This window comes from Luteibacter sp. P1_D3, from assembly GCF_056406135.1.
The window spans coordinates 41,976-60,734 of record NZ_JBFUAT010000010.1; the positions used below are offsets into that span (position 1 = coordinate 41,976).

The window sequence follows — 18,759 nt, forward strand, 5'->3', positions numbered from 1 at the left end:
ACGCGGGCGATACCTCTATCCGCAGGTACGGGATTCCGGCATGAAAGACATCTTCGCGCTCAAGCTCTACACGCGCGTCGCGCGCCTCGGCAGCTTCTCCGCCGCCGCGCGCGAGTGCGGACTGTCGCAATCGCAGGCGTCGCGGATCATCGCCGATCTCGAATCGGATCTTGGCGTGCGTCTGCTCTCGCGAACAACGCGCGCGGTAGTACCGACCGAGACCGGTTCGGAATTCCTCGCGCGCATGGAACCGATCCTTCTCGCGCTCGACGATGCGGAACACAGCGTGCGAGACGCTGGTGAGCTGCGCGGCTTGTTGCGCATGAGCATGCCGACGAGCTTCGCCATGCGGGAAATCATTCCACGCCTCGCGTCGTTCGCAGCCAGACATCCCAAGGTGGAACTGCAGCTGTTGCTGGAGGACCGTCGCCAGGATCTGGTCCGCGATGCCGTGGATGTCGCCATACGTGCCGGCTCGCAGCCTGACCCGAGTGGAACGGCGAAGACACTGGTGGTGATCGACCGCATGGTCGTCGCCTCACCCGCCTATCTGGCAGAAGCGGGCACGCCGACATCGCCCGACGAGCTGGTCGGTCATCGTATCGTCTCCGGACCCGCATCGGTCGTGCCGAGCGGCTGGCAGTTCGAGCGCGACGGTGCATGGACGACGATCGAGCTCGAATCACACTTCAGCACGAATGAAAATGAGGGTGCCGTGGCTGCCGCTGTCGCCGGGATGGGCATCACGTCGACCACGAGCTGGGCCTGCCGTCAGGAGCTGGCCGACGGTTCACTGGTACGCCTGCTGGCCGACTGGAAGACGGTGGATATCCCCGTCTACGCCTATTTCCCGCTCGGACGCGCGACACGCGCCGCAGCGCGTGCCGTCGTCGAGCATCTCGTGGCCGAGTTGGCCGTCGATGCCGGTTTGGGTGGTCGCCTGCCTTCCTGACGGGCGACCGCGTCGCGATCAGCCGCCGCCGAAGATGGCGGAGACCTGGGTGTTGAAGCCGTTGACGAAGCCGTGTTCCGCAGGGCCCGCGTTGTCGCGCATCGGGCGCGCGGCATCGACCAGGATCTCGTCGGCGTCCGTTTCCAGCACGGCCATCGTCTCGGCGATGAACTGGTCGAGCGGCATGGCGAGTTCGGCTTCCTGGCTGTTCATCAGTTCGGTACGGACCCACGGCGGGGCGATCTCGAGCACCGTGACGCCATCTTCCTTCAGCAGGAAGCGCTGCGACAGCACATACGAGTGCAGGGCGGCCTTGGTGGCGGAGTACACGGCCGTGAACGCGAGCGGGACGAAAGCCAGCACCGAGCTGTTGTAGACCACAGTCGGGTTGGGCTGGGTCTTGATGTGATCGATGAGTGCCGAGGTGAGACGCAGCGGGCCGATCAGGTTGGTCGTGATCGTCGAGACCAGCTGCTTGTCGTCGAGGCGACCCACCGCGTGATCGAGCTCCATGATGCCGGCGTTGTTGATCAGGACGTTGAGTTCAGGAAATTCCGTGATCAACTGCGTGGCCACCCGCTCGATGTCCGCCGCGTCGGAGATATCGAGTTGCACGGCGCTCATGCCGGGATTCGCAGCGACGACCGTGTCTAGATGGCCGCGGCGACGACCGCCGATGATGACCTTGTTGCCCTTGGCGTGAAGCGCTTCGGCCAGACCGCGACCGATGCCCGAACCGCCGCCCGTGATGAAGATGGTATTGCCGCTGATTTTCATGGTGTGTCCTCGGTGAGTTGGCCGCCGCCCCGCGATGGAGGCGGCGGCGCGTTTCGTTGAGGACAAGTTACCGACGGAACAGAAAGGGCAGTAGCCATTCATTTCCGCTTTGACTTATGTAAGACCCACATCAATCGGCATGAAGCGGTTTTTTGGGGCCTGCCTCATGCAGGAGCCGCCTGCTGTGGGAGCCGCCTCATGTGGGAGCCGCTTCAGCGGCGATACTCCTCAAGCAACGGCACTACTCCGGCCACTGACGCTCGCATACCAGCGTTGAGTCGCAACGTTCGCCGCCGGCACCGGCATATCGATAGCCTTCGTGGCAAAGTCGACGGTCACCAGCGCCGTAATATCAGCCACCGTATATCGCTCACCGGCAACGAAGGGCACTTCCGCCAGCCGCGCGTCGAGGTCGTTGTAGAAGTTTGCGACGCGTTGCTTGCTTCGCTCCACGAGCACAGGAATCTGATCGTAGTCATGCGGCCCCGCGACAGCACGACCTTGCAAGCCGGGAAGCACGTTCCGAATCGCTTCCATCACCGACGCGAAGCCTTCGAGTTCGACGCGGCGCTCCCACATCGTGATGAGCGCGTTCTCCGCAGCCGTCGTACCGAAGAGCGGATGATCGGGATAAGCGTCTTCCAGATAGCGCTGGATAGCCGGCACTTCACCGATGGACGTACCGTCTTCCAGGACGAGCGTCGGCACGACGCGACGCGGATTGATCGCGCGGTAGGCGTCGCCGTGCTGTTCGCCCTTGCCCAGGTCGACCGCCACCGTCGGAATGGTCAATCCTTTCTCGGCGATGAAGATGCGAACACGACGCGAGTTCGGTGAGCTATTGGACTGGTAGAGCGTGGGAGCTTTGCTGTTCATGAGATGTCTTCGAATAGGTGTTGGGAGCGAATCAGAGCTTCGAACCGCCATCGACATGCAGCGTGTCGCCGGTCACCCAGCGCGACGCATCGGAAGCGAGGAAGGTAATCACGTCGGCGATATCGTCGGCGGTAGCGAGTCGCTTCAAGGCCTGGATGCTCAGCGTGAAGTCGCGCCCCTCTTCGCTTTTCGCGAAGCTCGACATGTCGGTCGGCACGACGCCCGGTGCGACGGCATTGACGCGGATACCGCGCTCGCCGAGTGCCGCTGCGAAATGCTTCACCAGCGTGTCGATCGCGCCCTTCGTTGCCGAGTAGGCCGACAAGGTACCGACGGCGGCATCGGCGGCGAGAGACGAAAGCAGGACCACACTGCTGTCCTTGCACATCACCGGAAGCAACTGCTGCACGAGAAAGTAGGGAGCGCGCACGTTTACCGCGAAGAGGTCGTCGAAGTTCTCGACGGTGGTGTCCTCGATCGTGGCCGACACGGCGATACCGGCGTTGGCGACGAGCACGTCGAGGCGACCGCCGATGATCTCGCGCACCTTGGCGGCGAGCTGGTGGGGGCCTTGCGCAGCGCGAAGATCCGCCCCGACCTTCTCGGCCTTACCACCGGCCTGCCGGATTTCCTCGACCACGGCCTGGGCTTCCTGCTCGCCACGGCTGTAGTGGACGAGGACCTGGGCGCCGGCCTTGGCGAGGGCCAGCGCGCTGGCCTTGCCGATACCACGCGAAGCACCGGTCACCAGGGCGGTCTTGCCGGTCAGATCGAAAAGTTGGTTGGTCATGACGTATTCCTCAGAGATATGGCTTTTGGAGGGATCGAATGCGCCGGAGAGTGAGAGAATGGCGTTACTCGGCGGCTTGGTGGGCAATTTATGCCTCTATGGCGCGCCTGAAAAAGACTTTGTAAGCTTGCGGTCATACCTATGAGGCATGGGCCATGGAACTTCGGCACCTTCGCTACCTAATTGCCGTGGCCGAGACAGGCAGTCTCACGGAGGCGGCCGAAAAGCGCCTGCACACGTCGCAGCCCTCGCTTAGTCGGCAGATACGCGATCTCGAAGATCAGGTCGGCGTTGCGTTGCTCACGCGTAGCGCGCGAGGTGTCGTCCTTACCGAAGCAGGCAAGGCATTCATCGATCACGCGCGCCTGGCGTTGTTGCAGGTGGACGCGGCCGTCGAGGCGGCACGTCGCGCCGCGCAACCGACCAAACGTCGCTTCGCACTCGGGTTCCTCACCGGCCTGGAAATGAAGTGGTTACCGCGGGCGATGCAGTTGCTACATCAGGAACTCGCGACCATCGACGTCACGGTATCGAGCGACTACTCGCCCGATCTTGCCGACGCCGTCGCGCGCGGCAGGTTGGACGTGGCCTTCATGCGCGCAGAGCCCGATCACGATCTCGAGTATCGGGTGATTGGCCAGGAAGAGTTGGTGATGCTCATGCCGAGCGATCATCGACTGACGAAGCGCAAGGTCGTCGAGCCGAAGGACATGATCGGCGAGCCGTACGTCGCCATGGGCAACAAGGCGAAAGTGTTGCGCGCGGTGATCGACGATTACCTTTCGCGATTGGGTGTCGCGATCGAACCTGCGCAGGACGTCGACAACCCCGCGATGGTGATGTCGCTTGTCGCTTCGACACGCGGACTCGCGTTGATTCCGGCGTACATTCAAGACTTGATGCCTTGGTCCGTTACCAGCCGACCGCTGAAGAATCCGCCGATGCTTGACTTGGTCGTGGGGTACAGCAGAAGCAACACGTCGACGGTTCTTGAGGAATTTCTTTCTCGCTTGAATAGCGTCACGTCACGAGCGTAGGTCGATTAGGCCCGCGCTGGGACGACCCTTACTCCGCGAAGGCAGTTTCTTGCCCCTATTTCAGGCGATGACTAATATGAAGTCGTCGACAGAGGGACATACCATGCCGAACATGATGATTCGAAATATTGATCCCTGGGTTGAAGCCCAACTCCAGAAACTTGCTGTCATCCACGGCCGCTCCGTCGAGGATGAGGCTCATGAGATTCTTCGTGCTGCGCTACCTCTCGAGGTGGGCGACTCGGTGGCGATGCTAAGGTCCATTCGTCAGCGCGTAGAGGCATTTGGCGGCATCGATATCGAGCTACCGCCGCGTGAGCCAATGCGTGACCCACCGGACTTCGATATGTGATCGTTCTGGACACCAACGTCTTGTCCGAAATGCTTCGGCCGCGCCCCAATCCGATTGTCATGAGTTGGCTTGAGAGCATCGCCCACTTGATGATCGTTACGACATCCGTAACGCGTGCGGAACTCATGCACGGTATAGAAATAATGCCTTCCGGGAAACGACGCGACCTTCTTCGATATCTGGCTCACGACGTCTTCGATATCGATTTACGGGGAAGGCTGTTGGTCTTCGACGGTGATGCGGCGGACACCTACGCTGTCATCGGAGCAGCTCAACGTTCAAGAGGCCGACCCGTCGGCCAGGCAGATGCCATGATCGCCGCCATTGTGCATTCTCGTGGAGCAGTGCTGGCGACACGGAATGTGCGTGACTTCGTCGGTTCCGGCGTGCCTGTTGTTAACCCCTGGGGATACTGACGGGCGGCGCTATTCACTTGCCGATACAGAACGAACTGAAAATCGCCCCGAGAAGGTCGTCCGATGAATACGTGCCGGTGATCTCGCCCAAGGCCTGCTGCGCGTGACGTAACTCTTCCGCGGCTAATTCGCCGGCGTGCGAACCGTGCAACGCGTCGGCCGTTCGTGAAAGGTGTTCACCAACCGACTCGAGCGCAACGACATGCCTGCGCCGTGCACTGAATGCACCATCGCTGGCACCCGCGGTTGCGAGATCCTTCAACATCGCGCGAAGCGCGTCCAGGCCGTCGCCTGTCAGCGCCGATAACCAGAGCGTGTCGTGCCCATCGTGCGCGTTACGATGTGCCGGCACATGCGCGATATCGATCTTGTTGATGACGACAATGCGCGCGGATTGTGCCGGTGTACCTTCGAAGAAGGCGAGATCCGATGACGCATGTTCTGCTTCGGTGACGAGGATGGCGACATCGCAACGCTCGAGTTGCGCACGTGCCCGCCGGATGCCCTCGCGTTCGACCACGTCGACCGAATCACGAAGCCCCGCCGTATCCGCCAGCTCGAGCGTCACGCCATCGATACTGATCGATTCGCGAAGAACATCGCGCGTCGTCCCCGCGATGTTCGTCACGATGGCGCGCTCCTGCCCCGCAAGCGCGTTCATCAAGCTGGACTTGCCGGCATTCGGCCGACCGACGATCGCCACCGTGATGCCATCGTTGAGGCGAACGCCACGACGCGTTTCCACGAGCAGCGCATCCAGGTTCGTGCGCAATGACGCGAGTTGTTCACCAATCGCGGGATCGGCAAGGAAGTCGATTTCTTCTTCCGGGAAATCGATCGCCGCTTCAATGTGGACGCGTAGCGCAATCATCTGCGCAAGCAGGTCATCGACACGCGCGGAGAACACGCCTTCCATCGATCGAAGCGCTGCACGTGCGCTCGCTTCCGACGTGGCGGCAACGACGTCGGCCACCGCTTCTGCTTGTGCCAGATCGAGCTTCCCATTGAGGAACGCACGTTCGGTGAATTCGCCGGGGCGCGCGAGACGCGCACCGAGCTGAATGCAACGGCGAAGCAGCGCATCGAGAAGCACGGCGCTGCCATGCCCCTGCAACTCGAGCACATGCTCGCCGGTGTAGGAAGCGGGGCCAGGGAAGTGAATCAGGATCCCGCGATCGATGAGCTCACGGTCGCCATCGCGAAAAGCGGCGAAGTGGGCGTGACGTGGCGACGGTTCGCGACCGAGGAAGGCTTTCGCAATCGCGGGAACCATAGGCCCCGAAACGCGAACGGCGCCGACCCCGGCCGCGCCGGCGCCGGTAGCGATGGCCGCGATGGTGTCGTCGCCGTGGTTCATGGCCTGCCTTCGATAGCGAAGCGGCGCGTCTTTCGACGCGCCGCTCGGGGTTATGCGGTCTTGGCCTTGATCTCGGCCCGGTCGACGCTGCGATTGATGTACCACTGCTGGAGCAGGCTGGTCGCACCGTTGATCGTCCAGTAGAGCACGAGGCCCGAGGGGAAGAAGGCGAAGAAGACGCCGAAGATGAGTGGCATCACCTTCATCATCTTGGCCTGGGTCGGGTCCATACCCGCCGTCGGCATCATGCGCTGGGTGAGCAGGGTGACGATGAAGTACAGCACCGGCAGCACGTAGAAAGGATCTGGCGCGGACAGATCGTGGATCCAGCCAAAGAACGGCGCGTGGCGCAGTTCGATAGATTCGGACAGCACGCGGAGCAGGCCGATGAAGATCGGGAAGGTGATCAGGATGGGCAGGCAGCCTGCCATCGGATTCACCTTCTCCTTCTTGTACAGCTCCATCATCGCCTGCTGCATCTTCACGCGATCGTCGCCGTAACGCTCCTTGAGCGCGGCGACTCGCGGCTGCAGCTTGCGCATGCGCGCACCCGAGCGGAACTGCGCATCGGTGAGCTTGTACAGCGCAGCCTTGATCAGCAACACGAGCAGGATGATCGCGACACCCCAGTTACCGCTGATCGCATGCAGCTGCGACAGCAACCAGTGCAGGGGCTGGGCGATGATGGTGAACCAGCCGTAGTTGCTGGTCAGTTCCAGACCCGGCGCGATGACATCGAGCGTGCCCTGCAGCTTCGGACCGATATAGAGGCGAGCGACGCTGTCGGCGGCCTGACCCGGAGCGACCTGAATCGCGGGGCCGAAGGCGCGGACGAGGTAACGCGGCGTCGCCGAGTTCGGATCGACGATGTTGCTGGTGTAGGTCACCGCTTCGTTGGCCGGCGGAATCCAGGCGACGAAGAAGTAATGCTGCAGCATGCTTACCCAGCCACCGGTGATCTGGTGATTGAGCGGCTTCTTGGTGAAGTCGACGAAGGGCAGCGACTCGAACTTGCTCTCCGGGCTATACCAGGCGGCGCCGAAGAAGCTGTGCTGCGCCGGATCGGTATAGGCCTTGAACCAGTTGACCTTCTCGGCGGGTACGCGCTGCAGCTGGTGGTAGGCGTTGCCGTTCCAGACGGCCGTTGAACCGTTCTCGATGTGCTGGTCGAGGTCGACCACGTAGTCGGTGCGCTTCAGCGTATAGCGCTTGACGACCTTCACGCCCGACGGATCGGTCCAGGTGAGGTCGACGCTGACCGTCTTCTGACCATCGGCGAGAATGTTCTCGGTCTTCTCGGCGTGGAACAGCGCACGGTGATCCGGGGCTGCGCCGGTGCTGCTGACCAGGCCGTCCTGGGCGGCGAAGAAATGCGCGCCTTCGTCATCGAGCAAGCGAACCGGCGGCGACGTCGGGTTCTTCTTGGTTTCCGGCTCGCTGGGGTAAGCCAGCAGTTCCGAGCGGACGATGCTGCCACCACGGGTATCGATCGTGAGGCGGAGCAGGTCATTGGACAGCGTGACCAGTTCAGACTTGCCATCTGCCGGGGCACCGGAGTCGTTCGGGACGCCAGCCGGGCTCGTCGCGCCAGGCACGGCAGCGTCCGCGCCGGCTTGTCCAGCCGTGGTCTGGCCCGTGGGCGCAGGGGGAGCTGGCGGATGGACGTAGTCCTTCTCCCATTCGGTCCACAAGAGATACGCCACGAAAATGAGCGCGAAGAAGAGGAGCGTGCGCGTTTGATTCATTGCAGGGCCAGATCCGGATGACGCCTTGGACCCTTGACGGGGAAAGGCGGGGACGACGGTGAGAAGAAGGTCAACGCGCGATTGTGCCGTCGGCGCCTTCGCGCTTCAACGGCCGGACCTTGCGCAGGAGCATGTCGAGCTCGGCCAGCAAGGCTTCGCCGGTCTCTTTGACCGCGCTGTCGCGCGCCATGACCAGGATGTCGACGTGGGGTAGGGCAATGCGCGCGCGGCGAAACGCCTCACGTGCCAGGCGCTTGATCCGGTTACGGTCGACCGCGCGCTTGGAACAGCGCTTGGAGATGGCCAGGCCAAGCCTTGCCGTGTCGACGTCGTTATTTCCGAAGCGCAAAAGAAAACAGCGGCCGCCGAGGCGACCGCTGACAGTTCGCAATGCTGCGAAGTCGGCGGCGCGGCGGAGCCGCGCATCACGCGGCAGGGCTGCGGCTCGCACGACAGGCGAACCTATTACGGGATCAGGCGCTTACGACCCTTCGCGCGGCGCGCGTTCAGGATCTTGCGACCATCGGCCGTCGCCATGCGGGCGCGGAAACCGTGGGTGCGGGCGCGCTTGAGCTTGCTGGGCTGGAAAGTCCGCTTCATGACTCTTAATCCGGGTGAAGAATGAATATGGCCGGAAAGTATGGCCGACATTCCGCTGGGGTGTCAACCGCTTGGCCGCGGGACAGCGGCGGGGGCGCGGCAAGGCGAACCCCGAGGGAGGGGCGGATCGCTGGTAGACTTCGCCGTCCACCCCGCGCGCAAGCGCCCTTTCTGTGGCAAGAATACCCGATGAGTGATCTTTGGAGGCGCTGTCTCGAGCGTCTTGAAGGCGAATTGAGCGCCGAGGACGTCCAGACCTGGTTGATGCCTTTGCAGGCCAGGGAAGACGCCAGCGGGCTGCATCTTTACGCCCCGAATCCGTACTCGCTGGACACCGTCCGCGATGAGTACCTGAAACAGATCCAGACGATCGCCGAACACCTCCTGGGGCACCCGGTGCCCGTGCGACTGGAGGTGGGCTCGTCCGCCGCACGGGTTGTACCCCAGCGTCCGGTGGCGTCGTCTCCGGCGGCGGCACCTGCGCGCCCTGCCCGCGAGGCCGCGCCCGAAGCGCCCCACGTGCATAACCTCGATCCGCACTACACGTTCGATACCTTCGTCGAGGGTAAGTCGAACCAGTTGGGCAAGGCCGCGGCGATGCAGGTGGCGATGAATCCTGGCCGTGCTTACAACCCTTTGCTTCTTTATGGCGGCACGGGCTTGGGTAAGACCCATCTCATGCATGCGGCTGGCAACCTGCTCATGCAGAACAACCCGGATGCGAAGGTGCTTTACCTGCGCTCCGAGCAGTTCGTCAGCGGCATGGTCAAGGCCCTGCAGCAGAAGAGCATGGACGAGTTCAAGCGCCGCTTCCGCACGGTGGACGCGCTGCTGATCGACGATATCCAGTTCTTCGCCGGCAAGGACACGACGCAGGAAGAGTTCTTCCACACGTTCAATGCGTTGTTCGAAGCGAAGCAGCAGATCATCCTCACCTGCGACCGCTATCCGAAAGAGCTCGACAAGCTCGAGCCGCGGCTGAAGTCCCGGCTGGGCTGGGGTCTCTCGGTAGCGATCGAACCGCCGGACTTCGAGACGCGCGCGGCGATCCTTCTTTCCAAGGCAGCCGACAAGGGCATGGAAGTGTCGGAGGACGTGGCGATGCTGCTGGCCAAGCGCATCCGTTCCAACGTGCGTGACCTCGAGGGCGCGCTCAACACGCTGGCGGCTCGCGCCAACTTCTACCGTAAGCCGATCACCACGGACTTCGCGGAGGAGACCCTACGCGACCTTCTCAATACCCACGCGCAGGCCGTGACCGTACCCAACATCCAGAAGATGGTGGCCGATTACTACCAAGTGCGTCTGTCTGACCTGCTCTCCAAACGCCGTGTGCGCTCCCTGGCGCGTCCCCGCCAGATAGCCATGGCCCTGTCCAAGGAACTGACCGACCACAGCCTCCCGGAGATCGGGGAAGCCTTTGGTGGCCGTGACCATACGACCGTGCTCCACGCTTGCCGGACGATCCGCGGTTTCTGTGAGAAAGATGTGCGTATGCGTCAGGACTGGGAACAGCTCATCCGTATATTGACGGGCTGAGAACCTGTGGATAATAGGTGGATGGACGGAGGATGGTTTTGACCCCTGAAGTTATCCACAAGCCACCCACATGAAAGCGCCCAATAGGTTCAGTCGATATCAAACGGTAAGTAACTGAAATAGATTAAAAATTCAGTCTTCTCCAGATATCCACCGGCCCTACTACAACCACTATAAAATCTTAAAAACTTAAAAGCAGGAGAAGGGGCGCATGCAATTCAGCATCCAGAGGGAAGTTCTGCTCAAACCTCTGCAGCAAGTGGTAGGCGTCGTAGAACGTCGTCAGACCCTGCCCGTACTGGCCAACCTTCTGGTTCGTGCCTCCGGTAGCGAGGTCTCGTTCACCGGTACCGACCTCGAAGTCGAGATGGTCGCCACCACGGCCGCTGACGCGGTCCAGGAAGGCGAAATCACGATTCCGGCTCGCAAGCTGTTCGACATCGTTCGTGCGCTACCCGATGGCGCCAAGATCGATATCAAGCTCAACGGCGAACGTATCGCGCTCAACGCAGGCCGTAGCCGGTTCACCCTGGCCACGCTGCCCGCTACGGAATTCCCGGTCGTCGATCAAATCGAACTGGTCGAGCGTGTCTCGCTGCCGGAAGAAGTCCTTCGCGATCTGATGGACCGCACGGCCTTCGCCATGGCCAACCAGGACGTCCGCTATTACCTCAACGGCATGCTGCTGGATCTCCAGGAGCACACGCTGCGTTGCGTGGCTACCGATGGCCATCGCCTGGCACTCAAGGAAACCAAGCTCGAGAGCTCCGTTTCCGCACGTCGCCAGATCATCATTCCCCGCAAGGGTGTGAATGAGCTGAYTGGCCTGCTCGAGTCGGGGGAGGGCACGGTCGAGCTGGAGTTCGGTCGTAACCATCTGCGCGTTCGCCGCGGTGGAGTCATGTTCACCTCCAAGCTCATCGATGGTCGTTTTCCCGACTACGAAGCTGTCATTCCGCTCGGTGCGGATAAGTCGGCAACGATCGAGCGCGATGTGCTGAAGAGCGCCCTGCAGCGCGCAGCCATCCTGTCGAACGAGAAGTACCGCGGTGTGAAGCTCGAACTGACGCCGGGCCGCATCAAGATCGTCGCGCACAACCCCGAGCAGGAAGAAGCCCAGGAAGAAGTCGAAGCCGAGACCGTCGTCGACGATCTGGCTGTGGGCTTCAACGTCGGTTACCTGCTCGACGCGCTGAGCGCGCTTCGCGGCGACAAGGTGCGGATCAACCTGCGCGATGCTCAGTCCAGCTGCCTTCTCCAGGAAGAGGGCAATGACGAGGCGCGTCACGTGGTGATGCCGCTTCGCCTCTGACCGTCAGGCAAGCTAGAGTTCGGCCCACGACGCCGGGGATGTCTTCGACACCCCGGCGTCGTTCGTTTTGGACGGGAACCTGTTTGGCATGAAGTTCGACTCGCTGAGAATCGCCGGTTTGCGTTGCCTCGACGGAGTGACGCTGTCGCCATCCGCTGGGATCAATGTCTTCGTCGGTCCCAACGGTGCCGGGAAGACCAGCGTGCTGGAGGCGGCTTACCTGCTTTCGCATGGCCGCTCGTTTCGAGCGGGTTCTCGGGATGTGCTCCTCAAACGCGGCGCTGCCACGCTCTCGGTATTTGCCGAGGTCCATTCGGACGATGGCCGTATCCGGCGGCTCGGCCTTGGCCGTGAGAGCGGCCGTTGGATCGCCCGGGTTGACGGCGATGCCGCTGCCTCGTTGGGTGCGCTAGTCCAGGAATGCGCCGTGGTGTGTTTCGAACCGGGCTCGCACGACCTGATCGCCGGGGCGTCGGATGAGAGGCGTCGTTTCCTCGATTGGGGTCTGTTCCACGTGGAACATTCCTTCGTCGGGCAGTGGCGGCGTTACCAACGGGCGCTGAAGCAACGGAACGTACTCCTTCGAAACGGCGCGCCGGTAGAAGCCAGTCTCATCGAGCCCTGGGAATCTGAGTTGGCAGGTGCGGGGGAGGCCATCACCACGATGCGCCGCGACTACATCGTACGGCTCCTCCCGCACATCCAGGGATTCATGGGGAACGTCCTGCCTGAGCTTGGCGAGTTCACGCTCCGCTACAAGCCGGGCTGGGACGAGGCCGCCGATCTCCTGACGACCCTGGCCGAACGACGACAGCGCGATCTGGGACGGGGTCACACCACGGTCGGGCCCCACCGGGCCGACTTCACCGTGAGCTTCGAGCATGCCCCCCTTCGGGAGCACCTGTCCCGCGGACAGGAAAAGCTCTGCGCCCTGGCATGCCTCCTTGGCCAGGCCTCGCTCCATGCGCAAATCCGCGGAGAATGGCCTGTCGTCTGCCTCGACGACCTTGCATCCGAGCTCGATCGCACCCATCAAGAGTGGGTCGTCGCGCAGCTTCTCGGCCGTGACGTCCAGGTCTTTGTGACGGGAACCGAGATCCCGTCCGCCCTCATCGAGCAGCCGGTCACTGTGTTCCACGTGGAACAGGGTGTCGTCTCGGCTTTGCTATAATCGATCGACTGTCCCGAGCCCTTGCGCATCGCCCGGGACCGAAACCTGCGCCACCACCAGGCATCGCATGAACGAACCTCTCGATCCGACCAACTCGAACGCCTACGATTCCGGCAGTATCAAGGTCCTCAAGGGCCTGGACGCCGTTCGTAAGCGCCCAGGCATGTACATCGGCGACACCGACGATGGCACCGGTCTGCACCACATGGTCTTCGAAGTCGTCGATAACGCCATCGACGAAGCCCTGGCCGGTTACTGCGACTACGTCACGGTCATCATTCACCAGGACGGTTCGGTCAGCGTGGCCGACAACGGCCGCGGCATTCCGGTGGAAACGCACCCGGAAGAGGGCAGGTCGACGGCGGAAGTCGTCATGACCGTGCTCCACGCCGGCGGCAAGTTCGATGCGAACTCGTACAAGGTGTCTGGCGGCCTCCATGGCGTGGGCGTCTCCGTGGTCAACGCGCTCAGCGAGAAGCTGTGGCTGACCATCTGGCGCGACGGCAAGGAAAATCGCCAGGAATATGCCCATGGTGACCCGATCGCCCCGATCGCGGTGTTTGGCGACACTAACCGTCGCGGCACGATGGTCCGGTTCCTGCCCAGCCCGCAGACGTTCACCAACAACATCGAGTTCCACTACGACATCCTGGCGAAGCGTCTGCGCGAGCTGGCCTTCCTCAACTCGGGCGTCACGATCGAGCTGGTGGACGAGCGCAACGAGCGCAAGGACATCTTCGCCTACGAAGGTGGCATCAAGTCCTTCGTGCAGCACCTGTCCCAGTTGAAGAATCCGCTGCACCCGAACGTGATCAGCTTCAGCTCCGAGAGCGAAGGGATCGTGGTCGAAGTGGCCATGCAGTGGACGGACGCGTACCAGGAAACGATGTTCTGCTTCACCAACAACATCCCGCAGCGCGACGGTGGCACCCATCTCACCGGCTTCCGTGCAGCCCTGACGCGTACGCTGCAGAACTACATCGAGAAAGAAGGCCTGGCCAAGAACGCCAAGGTCGCCCTGTCCGGCGATGACATGCGCGAAGGCATGATTGCCGTTCTATCGGTGAAGGTGCCCGATCCGAAGTTCTCGTCGCAGACCAAGGACAAGCTGGTCTCCAGCGAAGTGAAGACCGCGGTCGAGCAGGTCATCAACGACAAGCTGGCCACCTTCCTGCTGGAGCATCCGGGCGAGAGCAAGGCCATCGCTGGCAAGGCCGTCGACGCGGCCCGCGCCCGCGACGCCGCCCGCAAGGCACGCGAAATGACTCGCCGCAAGGGCGCGCTCGATATTGCCGGCCTGCCGGGCAAGCTCGCGGACTGCCAGGAGAAGGATCCGGCGCTGTCCGAGCTGTTCCTGGTCGAGGGTGACTCCGCMGGTGGCTCKGCCAAGCARGGCCGCAACCGCCGCACGCAGGCTGTTCTGCCGTTGAAGGGCAAGATCCTCAACGTGGAGAAGGCACGCTTCGACAAGATGATTTCGTCTGCCGAAGTCGGCACGCTGATCACCGCGCTCGGTACGGGCATCGGCAAAGACGAATACAACCCGGACAAGCTGCGCTACCACCGCATCATCATCATGACCGATGCGGACGTGGACGGATCCCACATTCGCACGCTGCTGCTCACCTTCTTCTACCGCCAGATGCCCGAGCTGATTCAGCGCGGTCACGTCTACATCGGCCTGCCGCCGCTGTACAAGGTGAAGCAGGGCAAGCAGGAGATGTACATCAAGGACGACGCTGTCCTGAACGACTACCTGATCTCCAGTGCCGTCGACAATGCGTCGCTGTTCCCGGAAGAGGGCGCACCTGCCATCGGTGGCGAAGCCCTCGAGAAGCTGCTGCACGACTACCAGACCGCGCTCGACCAGATCGCGCGCCTGAGCCACCGCTTCGACGTAGCCTCGCTCACCGCGATGCTCGAGCACGCGCCTATGGCGGAGGCTGTCTGGACCGATGCCGCCCTGATGCAGGGTTGGCTGGACGGCCTCGCCCAGCGCCTCAGCGCGAGTGGCCTCGGCAAGCCGACGTACACGCTGCGTTTCCGCCCGGCCCTGAACGAGCAGGGTGCGGCGATCGAAGTCGAGCGCATGCAGCACGGCCTCAGTCACATCTGGATCATGCCGCAGTCGTTCTTTGGCGGCGTCGAGTTCCGGTCCATCCTGTCCATCGCGCAGCAGCTGTCGGAACTCAAGCTGCAGCCGGGCGCCGTGGTTCGGCGCGGCAACGGGTCGCGCGGCGTCCTCAGCTTCGCCGACATCCGCACCTGGCTGCTCGACGAAGCGAAGAAGGGTCGTACCATCCAGCGCTTCAAGGGCCTGGGCGAAATGAATCCGGAGCAGCTGTGGGAAACCACGGTGAATCCGGAAACCCGTCGCATGCTTCAGGTCGGTGTCGAAGACGCTGTGGCCGCGGACCAGATGTTCTCTATGCTCATGGGCGAGGCAGTGGAACCGCGTCGCGACTTCATCGAAGCGAACGCACTGAAGGCGTCCAACCTCGACGTGTGACACGACGATGCCAGCGGCCGTTGGCCGCGTAAGAAAAAACGCCCGATCGCAGTAATGCCCGGGCGTTTTTTTGTTCCATACGCCCGCGAATTGTACGTCCGATCTCCGACGCTCAACCTCGTATGAGGTGGGATGAAAACGGCGTTTTCAAGGGCCGAAAGTTGGCCTAATTTCGTCAGCGCCAACGTTCATATAACAAGTCATTGTTTTGACTCACCATTTTTGCGGCACTGCGACTTGTTCTTAGGAATAGAATCGGGTTAACCTCTGTAGTTCCCCGGAGCACGTCACTGTGCGACGACTCCTTCAGCCGAGGTCAGTCAATGAAACAGGGTTCCTTGATCAAGATGGTGCTCGCTACCGCGATCGCCCTTTCCCTTGCCAGTGGCGCTGTCGTCGCGAAAGACGCCGCACCCAAGGATAAGAAAGAAGCGCTGTATCCGAACGCCACCCGGACGGAACCCAAGCTCGATCTGAAGAGCGACAAGGATCAGAAGGCGCTGAACGAAGGCCTCGACGCCGCGAACAACGGTGAGAAGGACAAGGCACTGCAGATCCTGCAGCCGCTCGCCGACGGGTCGGGCACCAGCAGCAAGTACGCCCAGGCGCTGGCCCTCCAGGGCATCGCCAACATGAAGTACAACGACGGCGACGTTAAGGGCGCGATCACCACGCTCAAGCAGGCGCTCGATATCGGCGTCATGCCGAACGACACCTACTTCCAGCTGAAGTACATGTACACGCAGTTCCTCGTCGCCGACGAGCAGTACGCTCCGGCCCTGCAGTCGCTGCATGAGTGGCGCGACCAGGGTAAGAAGGAAACCGCCGATTCGTACGGCCTCGAGGGCAACATCGACTACCGCCTCGAGAAGTATCCGGAAGCCATCGCCGCCATCACCAAGGCGAAGTCGATGCCGGACGCGAAGCCGCAGGGTTCGTGGGACCAGATCCTCACCTCCAGCTACGCGGAAACCGGTCAGGGTGACAAGGCTGCCGAGCTTGCTTCGGCCGAGCTGGCGAAGAACCCGAACGATCCGACCGCCATGCAGAACGCTGCTTCGGCGCTGATCCAGGCGCAGAAGTACCCCGAGGCGATTGCCCTGCTCGAGAAGGGTCGCGCCGCCGGCGCGTTCCACGCAGACGACAACGGCGCCAAGCTCTACGTGAACCTCGCCAAGGTCTACCTGATCGACGGCCAGGAACACAACGAGCGTCAGGAAGGCAACGCCAAGAAGGCAGTCGCCGTGCTCGAAGACGGTCTGTCGAAGGGCGTGGTCAAGCCCTCCGCCGAGGTCTACAAGCTCCAGGGTGATGCCGCCATCACCGGTGGCGACGAGAGCGGCGCTCTCGCGGCTTACCAGAAGGCTGCACCCCTCGCCACCAACGGTGACGTCTCGCTCAGCGTGGCGCGCCTCCAGCTCCAGAAGAATCAATACGGCGCCGCTGAAAAGTCGGCGACGGATGCCATCAGCAAGGGCGTTCAGCATAAAGGCCAGGCCTATATGGTGCGCGCGGAAGCCAAGCGTGGTCAGAAGAACAAGCAGGGTGCTATCGCGGACATGAAGCTCGCGGCTCAGGATCCTGAAACGTCTGCCAAGGCCAACGCCTGGTTGAGCAAGGCAGAGAACACTAAGTAAGCGTTTGTAAAGTACCGGAAGGGATGGTTTGGCACCGCCATGATTCTTCCCTTCAGGTGCTATACAAATGCCATATGCTGGTGTAATTTGCTTATCTTTCCGCTTGCAGAAACCAGCGCTTTCGGCAATGTCAATCGCCGAGCGCCGGAAGAGCAGTGCGGGTTCACTTCCGCTTGATTAGCTCTTGATAGTGACTGATGGCCTCAAGTAACGAATCAACCGGCCAAGCGCCGTTTAGTTGGGGGCGCACCAGCGCGTTGGCAGTCGCCATCGCTCTGCACTCGTTCGCCTTCCTGCTGCTGGTAGCGCCCATGGCGCCGCCTAAGTCGCAGGAAAAGCAGAAAGAGAAGGTAGTTCAGGTCGACTTTATTGAACCGCCGCCGCCGCCCCCGCCCCCCCCGCCGCCGCCGCCGGAGCCCCCCAAGCAGCCGCCGCCGAAAATCGTTCAGATTTCGAAGCCGCCCCCGACACCACCGCCGCCGGCTCCACCGCCGCCGGCAGTAGACGAGGCGAGTTCGAACCCTGTTCCGGCTCCGCCGCCGGCACCTCCCGCGCCGCCAGCACCGCCGGCGGATATCGCGCCGAGCGAAAATCTGTCGTACCGTCAGCGCAACCCGCCGAAGTATCCGCCGCAGGCGGTTCGTCAGCGGCATGAAGGTACTGTGGTACTTCTGGTCCTCGTAGGTGTCGACGGTTCGCCGAAGGACATCAAGGTTGACCAGTCGAGCGGTTTCCGCGAATTGGACAAGGCAGCAGAAGACGCCGCCAGGAATTGGAAATTCAACCCGGGCAAGCGAGGCGGTGCTGCCGTCGAAGGCTATGCACGTGTCCCCGTTACGTTCAACCTAAACCAGCTGTAAGCCCCCACCGCTTACATCTATTAAGTTCACGCTTGACTTCCCAAGGGTAGCGTTATGTTGCAAGACACCTCCGCTCAGCCTGCTAATCCAGGTCAAAACTCCAACGCCGATGCCCTCAAGCAGATGGGCTTCGACCACCTGATCCACAACTTCGACTTCCTCGGTTGGATTGTGTTCGTGGTGCTGGTCGCGATGTCCGTGCTCTCGTGGTACTTCATCGTCGCCAACTTCATCCGTAACAGCATGGTGCGTTCGCGCGCCGACAAGGTGATCCAGGGTTTCTGGAACACGGCGTCGACGCAGGAAGCCATCCGCGTGCTCGAAGAACAGCCGAAGGGCGAACCGTTCTCGAAGATCGCACTCGACGCCGCTTCGGCCGTCGCGCATCACCAGGCAGCTGCCGGTGGTCGCCTCGCCGAGACCCTGTCGCGTTCGGAATTCATCGATCGCGCCCTTCGCCAGGCCGTTGCTCGTGAGAGCCTGCGTCTGGAAGGCGGACTGACCCTGCTCGCGACGGTCGGTTCGTCGGCACCGTTCATCGGTCTTCTCGGTACGGTGTGGGGTATCTACCACGCACTTATCGGTATCGCCGCTTCCGGCTCCGCGTCGATGGATAAGGTCGCTGGTCCCGTCGGTGAAGCTCTGATCATGACCGCGTTCGGTCTGTTCACCGCTATCCCGGCCGTGCTTGCGTACAACTTCTTCATGCGCTCGAACCGCCTGACCTACGCCCAGTTCGACGAATTCGCGCACGACCTGCACGACTTCTTCGCCACGGGTGCCCGCGTCGAAGGCACGGGTCCGGTCGTCTCCGTCAAGAAGTGAGGAA

General features: G+C 62.2%; 18 protein-coding genes and 1 pseudogene. 12 read left to right on the forward strand and 7 right to left on the reverse strand.

What is annotated here, in order from left to right:
• Positions 1-40: 40 nt before the first annotated feature.
• Positions 41-952 carry a LysR family transcriptional regulator gene (locus AC1DYM_RS08900; RefSeq protein ID WP_477337617.1) on the forward strand — a complete coding sequence of 304 codons (912 nt, stop codon included), beginning with the start codon at positions 41-43 and terminating at the stop codon, positions 950-952.
• Between the two features lie 18 nt (positions 953-970).
• Here AC1DYM_RS08900 and AC1DYM_RS08905 read toward each other — a convergent pair whose 3' ends face one another.
• The 3 genes from AC1DYM_RS08905 to AC1DYM_RS08915 form a co-directional block, all read right to left on the reverse strand.
• Entirely contained in the window at positions 971-1,729 is a 759-nt protein-coding gene (locus tag AC1DYM_RS08905; RefSeq protein WP_477337618.1) for an SDR family oxidoreductase, read from the reverse strand.
• A gap of 228 nt (positions 1,730-1,957) precedes the next feature.
• The gene (locus AC1DYM_RS08910; protein WP_477337619.1) at positions 1,958-2,605 is read right to left on the reverse strand and encodes a glutathione S-transferase; all 648 of its coding nucleotides are present in this window, start codon (positions 2,603-2,605) and stop codon (positions 1,958-1,960) included.
• A 31-nt stretch (positions 2,606-2,636) separates the two neighbouring features.
• Positions 2,637-3,395, reverse strand: a complete 759-nt coding sequence (locus AC1DYM_RS08915; protein WP_477337620.1) for an SDR family NAD(P)-dependent oxidoreductase — start codon at positions 3,393-3,395, stop codon at positions 2,637-2,639.
• 155 nt (positions 3,396-3,550) lie between these two features.
• Here AC1DYM_RS08915 and AC1DYM_RS08920 point away from each other — a divergent pair.
• The 4 genes and pseudogenes from AC1DYM_RS08920 to AC1DYM_RS08935 all read left to right on the forward strand — a co-directional run.
• Positions 3,551-3,679 (forward strand): annotated as a pseudogene (locus AC1DYM_RS08920) (LysR family transcriptional regulator); the annotation flags it as partial.
• A 96-nt stretch (positions 3,680-3,775) separates the two neighbouring features.
• Entirely contained in the window at positions 3,776-4,432 is a 657-nt protein-coding gene (locus AC1DYM_RS08925) for a LysR substrate-binding domain-containing protein (RefSeq protein WP_477337685.1), read from the forward strand.
• A gap of 103 nt (positions 4,433-4,535) precedes the next feature.
• Complete coding sequence (locus AC1DYM_RS08930) at positions 4,536-4,784, forward strand: FitA-like ribbon-helix-helix domain-containing protein (RefSeq protein WP_477337621.1); 249 nt, start codon at positions 4,536-4,538, stop codon at positions 4,782-4,784.
• Complete coding sequence (locus AC1DYM_RS08935; RefSeq protein ID WP_477337622.1) at positions 4,781-5,200, forward strand: PIN domain-containing protein; 420 nt, start codon at positions 4,781-4,783, stop codon at positions 5,198-5,200. Before AC1DYM_RS08930 ends, AC1DYM_RS08935 begins: the two co-directional genes overlap by 4 nt.
• A 13-nt stretch (positions 5,201-5,213) precedes the next feature.
• Here AC1DYM_RS08935 and mnmE read toward each other — a convergent pair whose 3' ends face one another.
• The 4 genes from mnmE to rpmH form a co-directional block, all read right to left on the reverse strand.
• Positions 5,214-6,557 (reverse strand): tRNA uridine-5-carboxymethylaminomethyl(34) synthesis GTPase MnmE, encoded by a 1,344-nt coding sequence (mnmE, locus tag AC1DYM_RS08940; RefSeq protein ID WP_477337623.1) that lies wholly within the window; start codon positions 6,555-6,557, stop codon positions 5,214-5,216.
• A 50-nt stretch (positions 6,558-6,607) separates the two neighbouring features.
• On the reverse strand, positions 6,608-8,302 hold the full coding sequence (yidC, locus tag AC1DYM_RS08945; RefSeq protein ID WP_477337624.1) for a membrane protein insertase YidC: 1,695 nt from the start codon (positions 8,300-8,302) through the stop codon (positions 6,608-6,610).
• Positions 8,303-8,372: 70 nt separating this feature from the next.
• On the reverse strand, positions 8,373-8,753 hold the full coding sequence (rnpA, locus tag AC1DYM_RS08950) for a ribonuclease P protein component (RefSeq protein WP_052767231.1): 381 nt from the start codon (positions 8,751-8,753) through the stop codon (positions 8,373-8,375).
• Between the two features lie 14 nt (positions 8,754-8,767).
• Complete coding sequence (gene rpmH / locus AC1DYM_RS08955) at positions 8,768-8,902, reverse strand: 50S ribosomal protein L34 (RefSeq protein ID WP_008211413.1); 135 nt, start codon at positions 8,900-8,902, stop codon at positions 8,768-8,770.
• 189 nt (positions 8,903-9,091) lie between these two features.
• Here rpmH and dnaA point away from each other — a divergent pair, with 189 nt between their 5' ends.
• The 7 genes from dnaA to AC1DYM_RS08990 all read left to right on the forward strand — a co-directional run bounded on the left by dnaA (position 9,092) and on the right by AC1DYM_RS08990 (position 18,755).
• The gene (dnaA, locus tag AC1DYM_RS08960; protein ID WP_477337625.1) at positions 9,092-10,441 is read left to right on the forward strand and encodes a chromosomal replication initiator protein DnaA; all 1,350 of its coding nucleotides are present in this window, start codon (positions 9,092-9,094) and stop codon (positions 10,439-10,441) included.
• A gap of 211 nt (positions 10,442-10,652) precedes the next feature.
• On the forward strand, positions 10,653-11,753 hold the full coding sequence (gene dnaN / locus AC1DYM_RS08965; protein ID WP_477337626.1) for a DNA polymerase III subunit beta: 1,101 nt from the start codon (positions 10,653-10,655) through the stop codon (positions 11,751-11,753).
• A gap of 88 nt (positions 11,754-11,841) precedes the next feature.
• Positions 11,842-12,924 (forward strand): DNA replication/repair protein RecF, encoded by a 1,083-nt coding sequence (gene recF, locus AC1DYM_RS08970; RefSeq protein WP_477337627.1) that lies wholly within the window; start codon positions 11,842-11,844, stop codon positions 12,922-12,924.
• 67 nt (positions 12,925-12,991) lie between these two features.
• Complete coding sequence (gene gyrB, locus AC1DYM_RS08975) at positions 12,992-15,433, forward strand: DNA topoisomerase (ATP-hydrolyzing) subunit B (protein ID WP_477337628.1); 2,442 nt, start codon at positions 12,992-12,994, stop codon at positions 15,431-15,433.
• Positions 15,434-15,756: 323 nt separating this feature from the next.
• Positions 15,757-17,070 carry a tetratricopeptide repeat protein gene (locus AC1DYM_RS08980; RefSeq protein WP_477337629.1) on the forward strand — a complete coding sequence of 438 codons (1,314 nt, stop codon included), beginning with the start codon at positions 15,757-15,759 and terminating at the stop codon, positions 17,068-17,070.
• A gap of 197 nt (positions 17,071-17,267) precedes the next feature.
• The gene (locus AC1DYM_RS08985; protein WP_071924901.1) at positions 17,268-17,930 is read left to right on the forward strand and encodes an energy transducer TonB; all 663 of its coding nucleotides are present in this window, start codon (positions 17,268-17,270) and stop codon (positions 17,928-17,930) included.
• A gap of 54 nt (positions 17,931-17,984) precedes the next feature.
• Positions 17,985-18,755, forward strand: coding sequence for a MotA/TolQ/ExbB proton channel family protein (locus tag AC1DYM_RS08990; protein ID WP_477337630.1), 771 nt, complete (start codon positions 17,985-17,987; stop codon positions 18,753-18,755).
• The last annotated feature ends 4 nt before the right edge of the window (positions 18,756-18,759 follow it).

Excerpts from the sequence above, each read along its gene's own strand:
- AC1DYM_RS08930 (WP_477337621.1), top strand. The coding sequence starts at position 4,536 with ATGCCGAACATGATGATTCGAAATATTGATCCCTGGGTTGAAGCCCAA.
- mnmE (WP_477337623.1), bottom strand. The coding sequence starts at position 6,557 with ATGAACCACGGCGACGACACCATCGCGGCCATCGCTACCGGCGCCGGC.
- AC1DYM_RS08900 (WP_477337617.1), top strand. The coding sequence starts at position 41 with ATGAAAGACATCTTCGCGCTCAAGCTCTACACGCGCGTCGCGCGCCTC.
- AC1DYM_RS08915 (WP_477337620.1), bottom strand. The coding sequence starts at position 3,395 with ATGACCAACCAACTTTTCGATCTGACCGGCAAGACCGCCCTGGTGACC.
- AC1DYM_RS08990 (WP_477337630.1), top strand. The coding sequence starts at position 17,985 with ATGTTGCAAGACACCTCCGCTCAGCCTGCTAATCCAGGTCAAAACTCC.
- AC1DYM_RS08910 (WP_477337619.1), bottom strand. The coding sequence starts at position 2,605 with ATGAACAGCAAAGCTCCCACGCTCTACCAGTCCAATAGCTCACCGAAC.
- rpmH (WP_008211413.1), bottom strand. The coding sequence starts at position 8,902 with ATGAAGCGGACTTTCCAGCCCAGCAAGCTCAAGCGCGCCCGCACCCAC.
- yidC (WP_477337624.1), bottom strand. The coding sequence starts at position 8,302 with ATGAATCAAACGCGCACGCTCCTCTTCTTCGCGCTCATTTTCGTGGCG.
- AC1DYM_RS08980 (WP_477337629.1), top strand. The coding sequence starts at position 15,757 with ATGAAACAGGGTTCCTTGATCAAGATGGTGCTCGCTACCGCGATCGCC.
- recF (WP_477337627.1), top strand. The coding sequence starts at position 11,842 with ATGAAGTTCGACTCGCTGAGAATCGCCGGTTTGCGTTGCCTCGACGGA.
- dnaA (WP_477337625.1), top strand. The coding sequence starts at position 9,092 with ATGAGTGATCTTTGGAGGCGCTGTCTCGAGCGTCTTGAAGGCGAATTG.
- AC1DYM_RS08985 (WP_071924901.1), top strand. The coding sequence starts at position 17,268 with ATGGCCTCAAGTAACGAATCAACCGGCCAAGCGCCGTTTAGTTGGGGG.
- AC1DYM_RS08905 (WP_477337618.1), bottom strand. The coding sequence starts at position 1,729 with ATGAAAATCAGCGGCAATACCATCTTCATCACGGGCGGCGGTTCGGGC.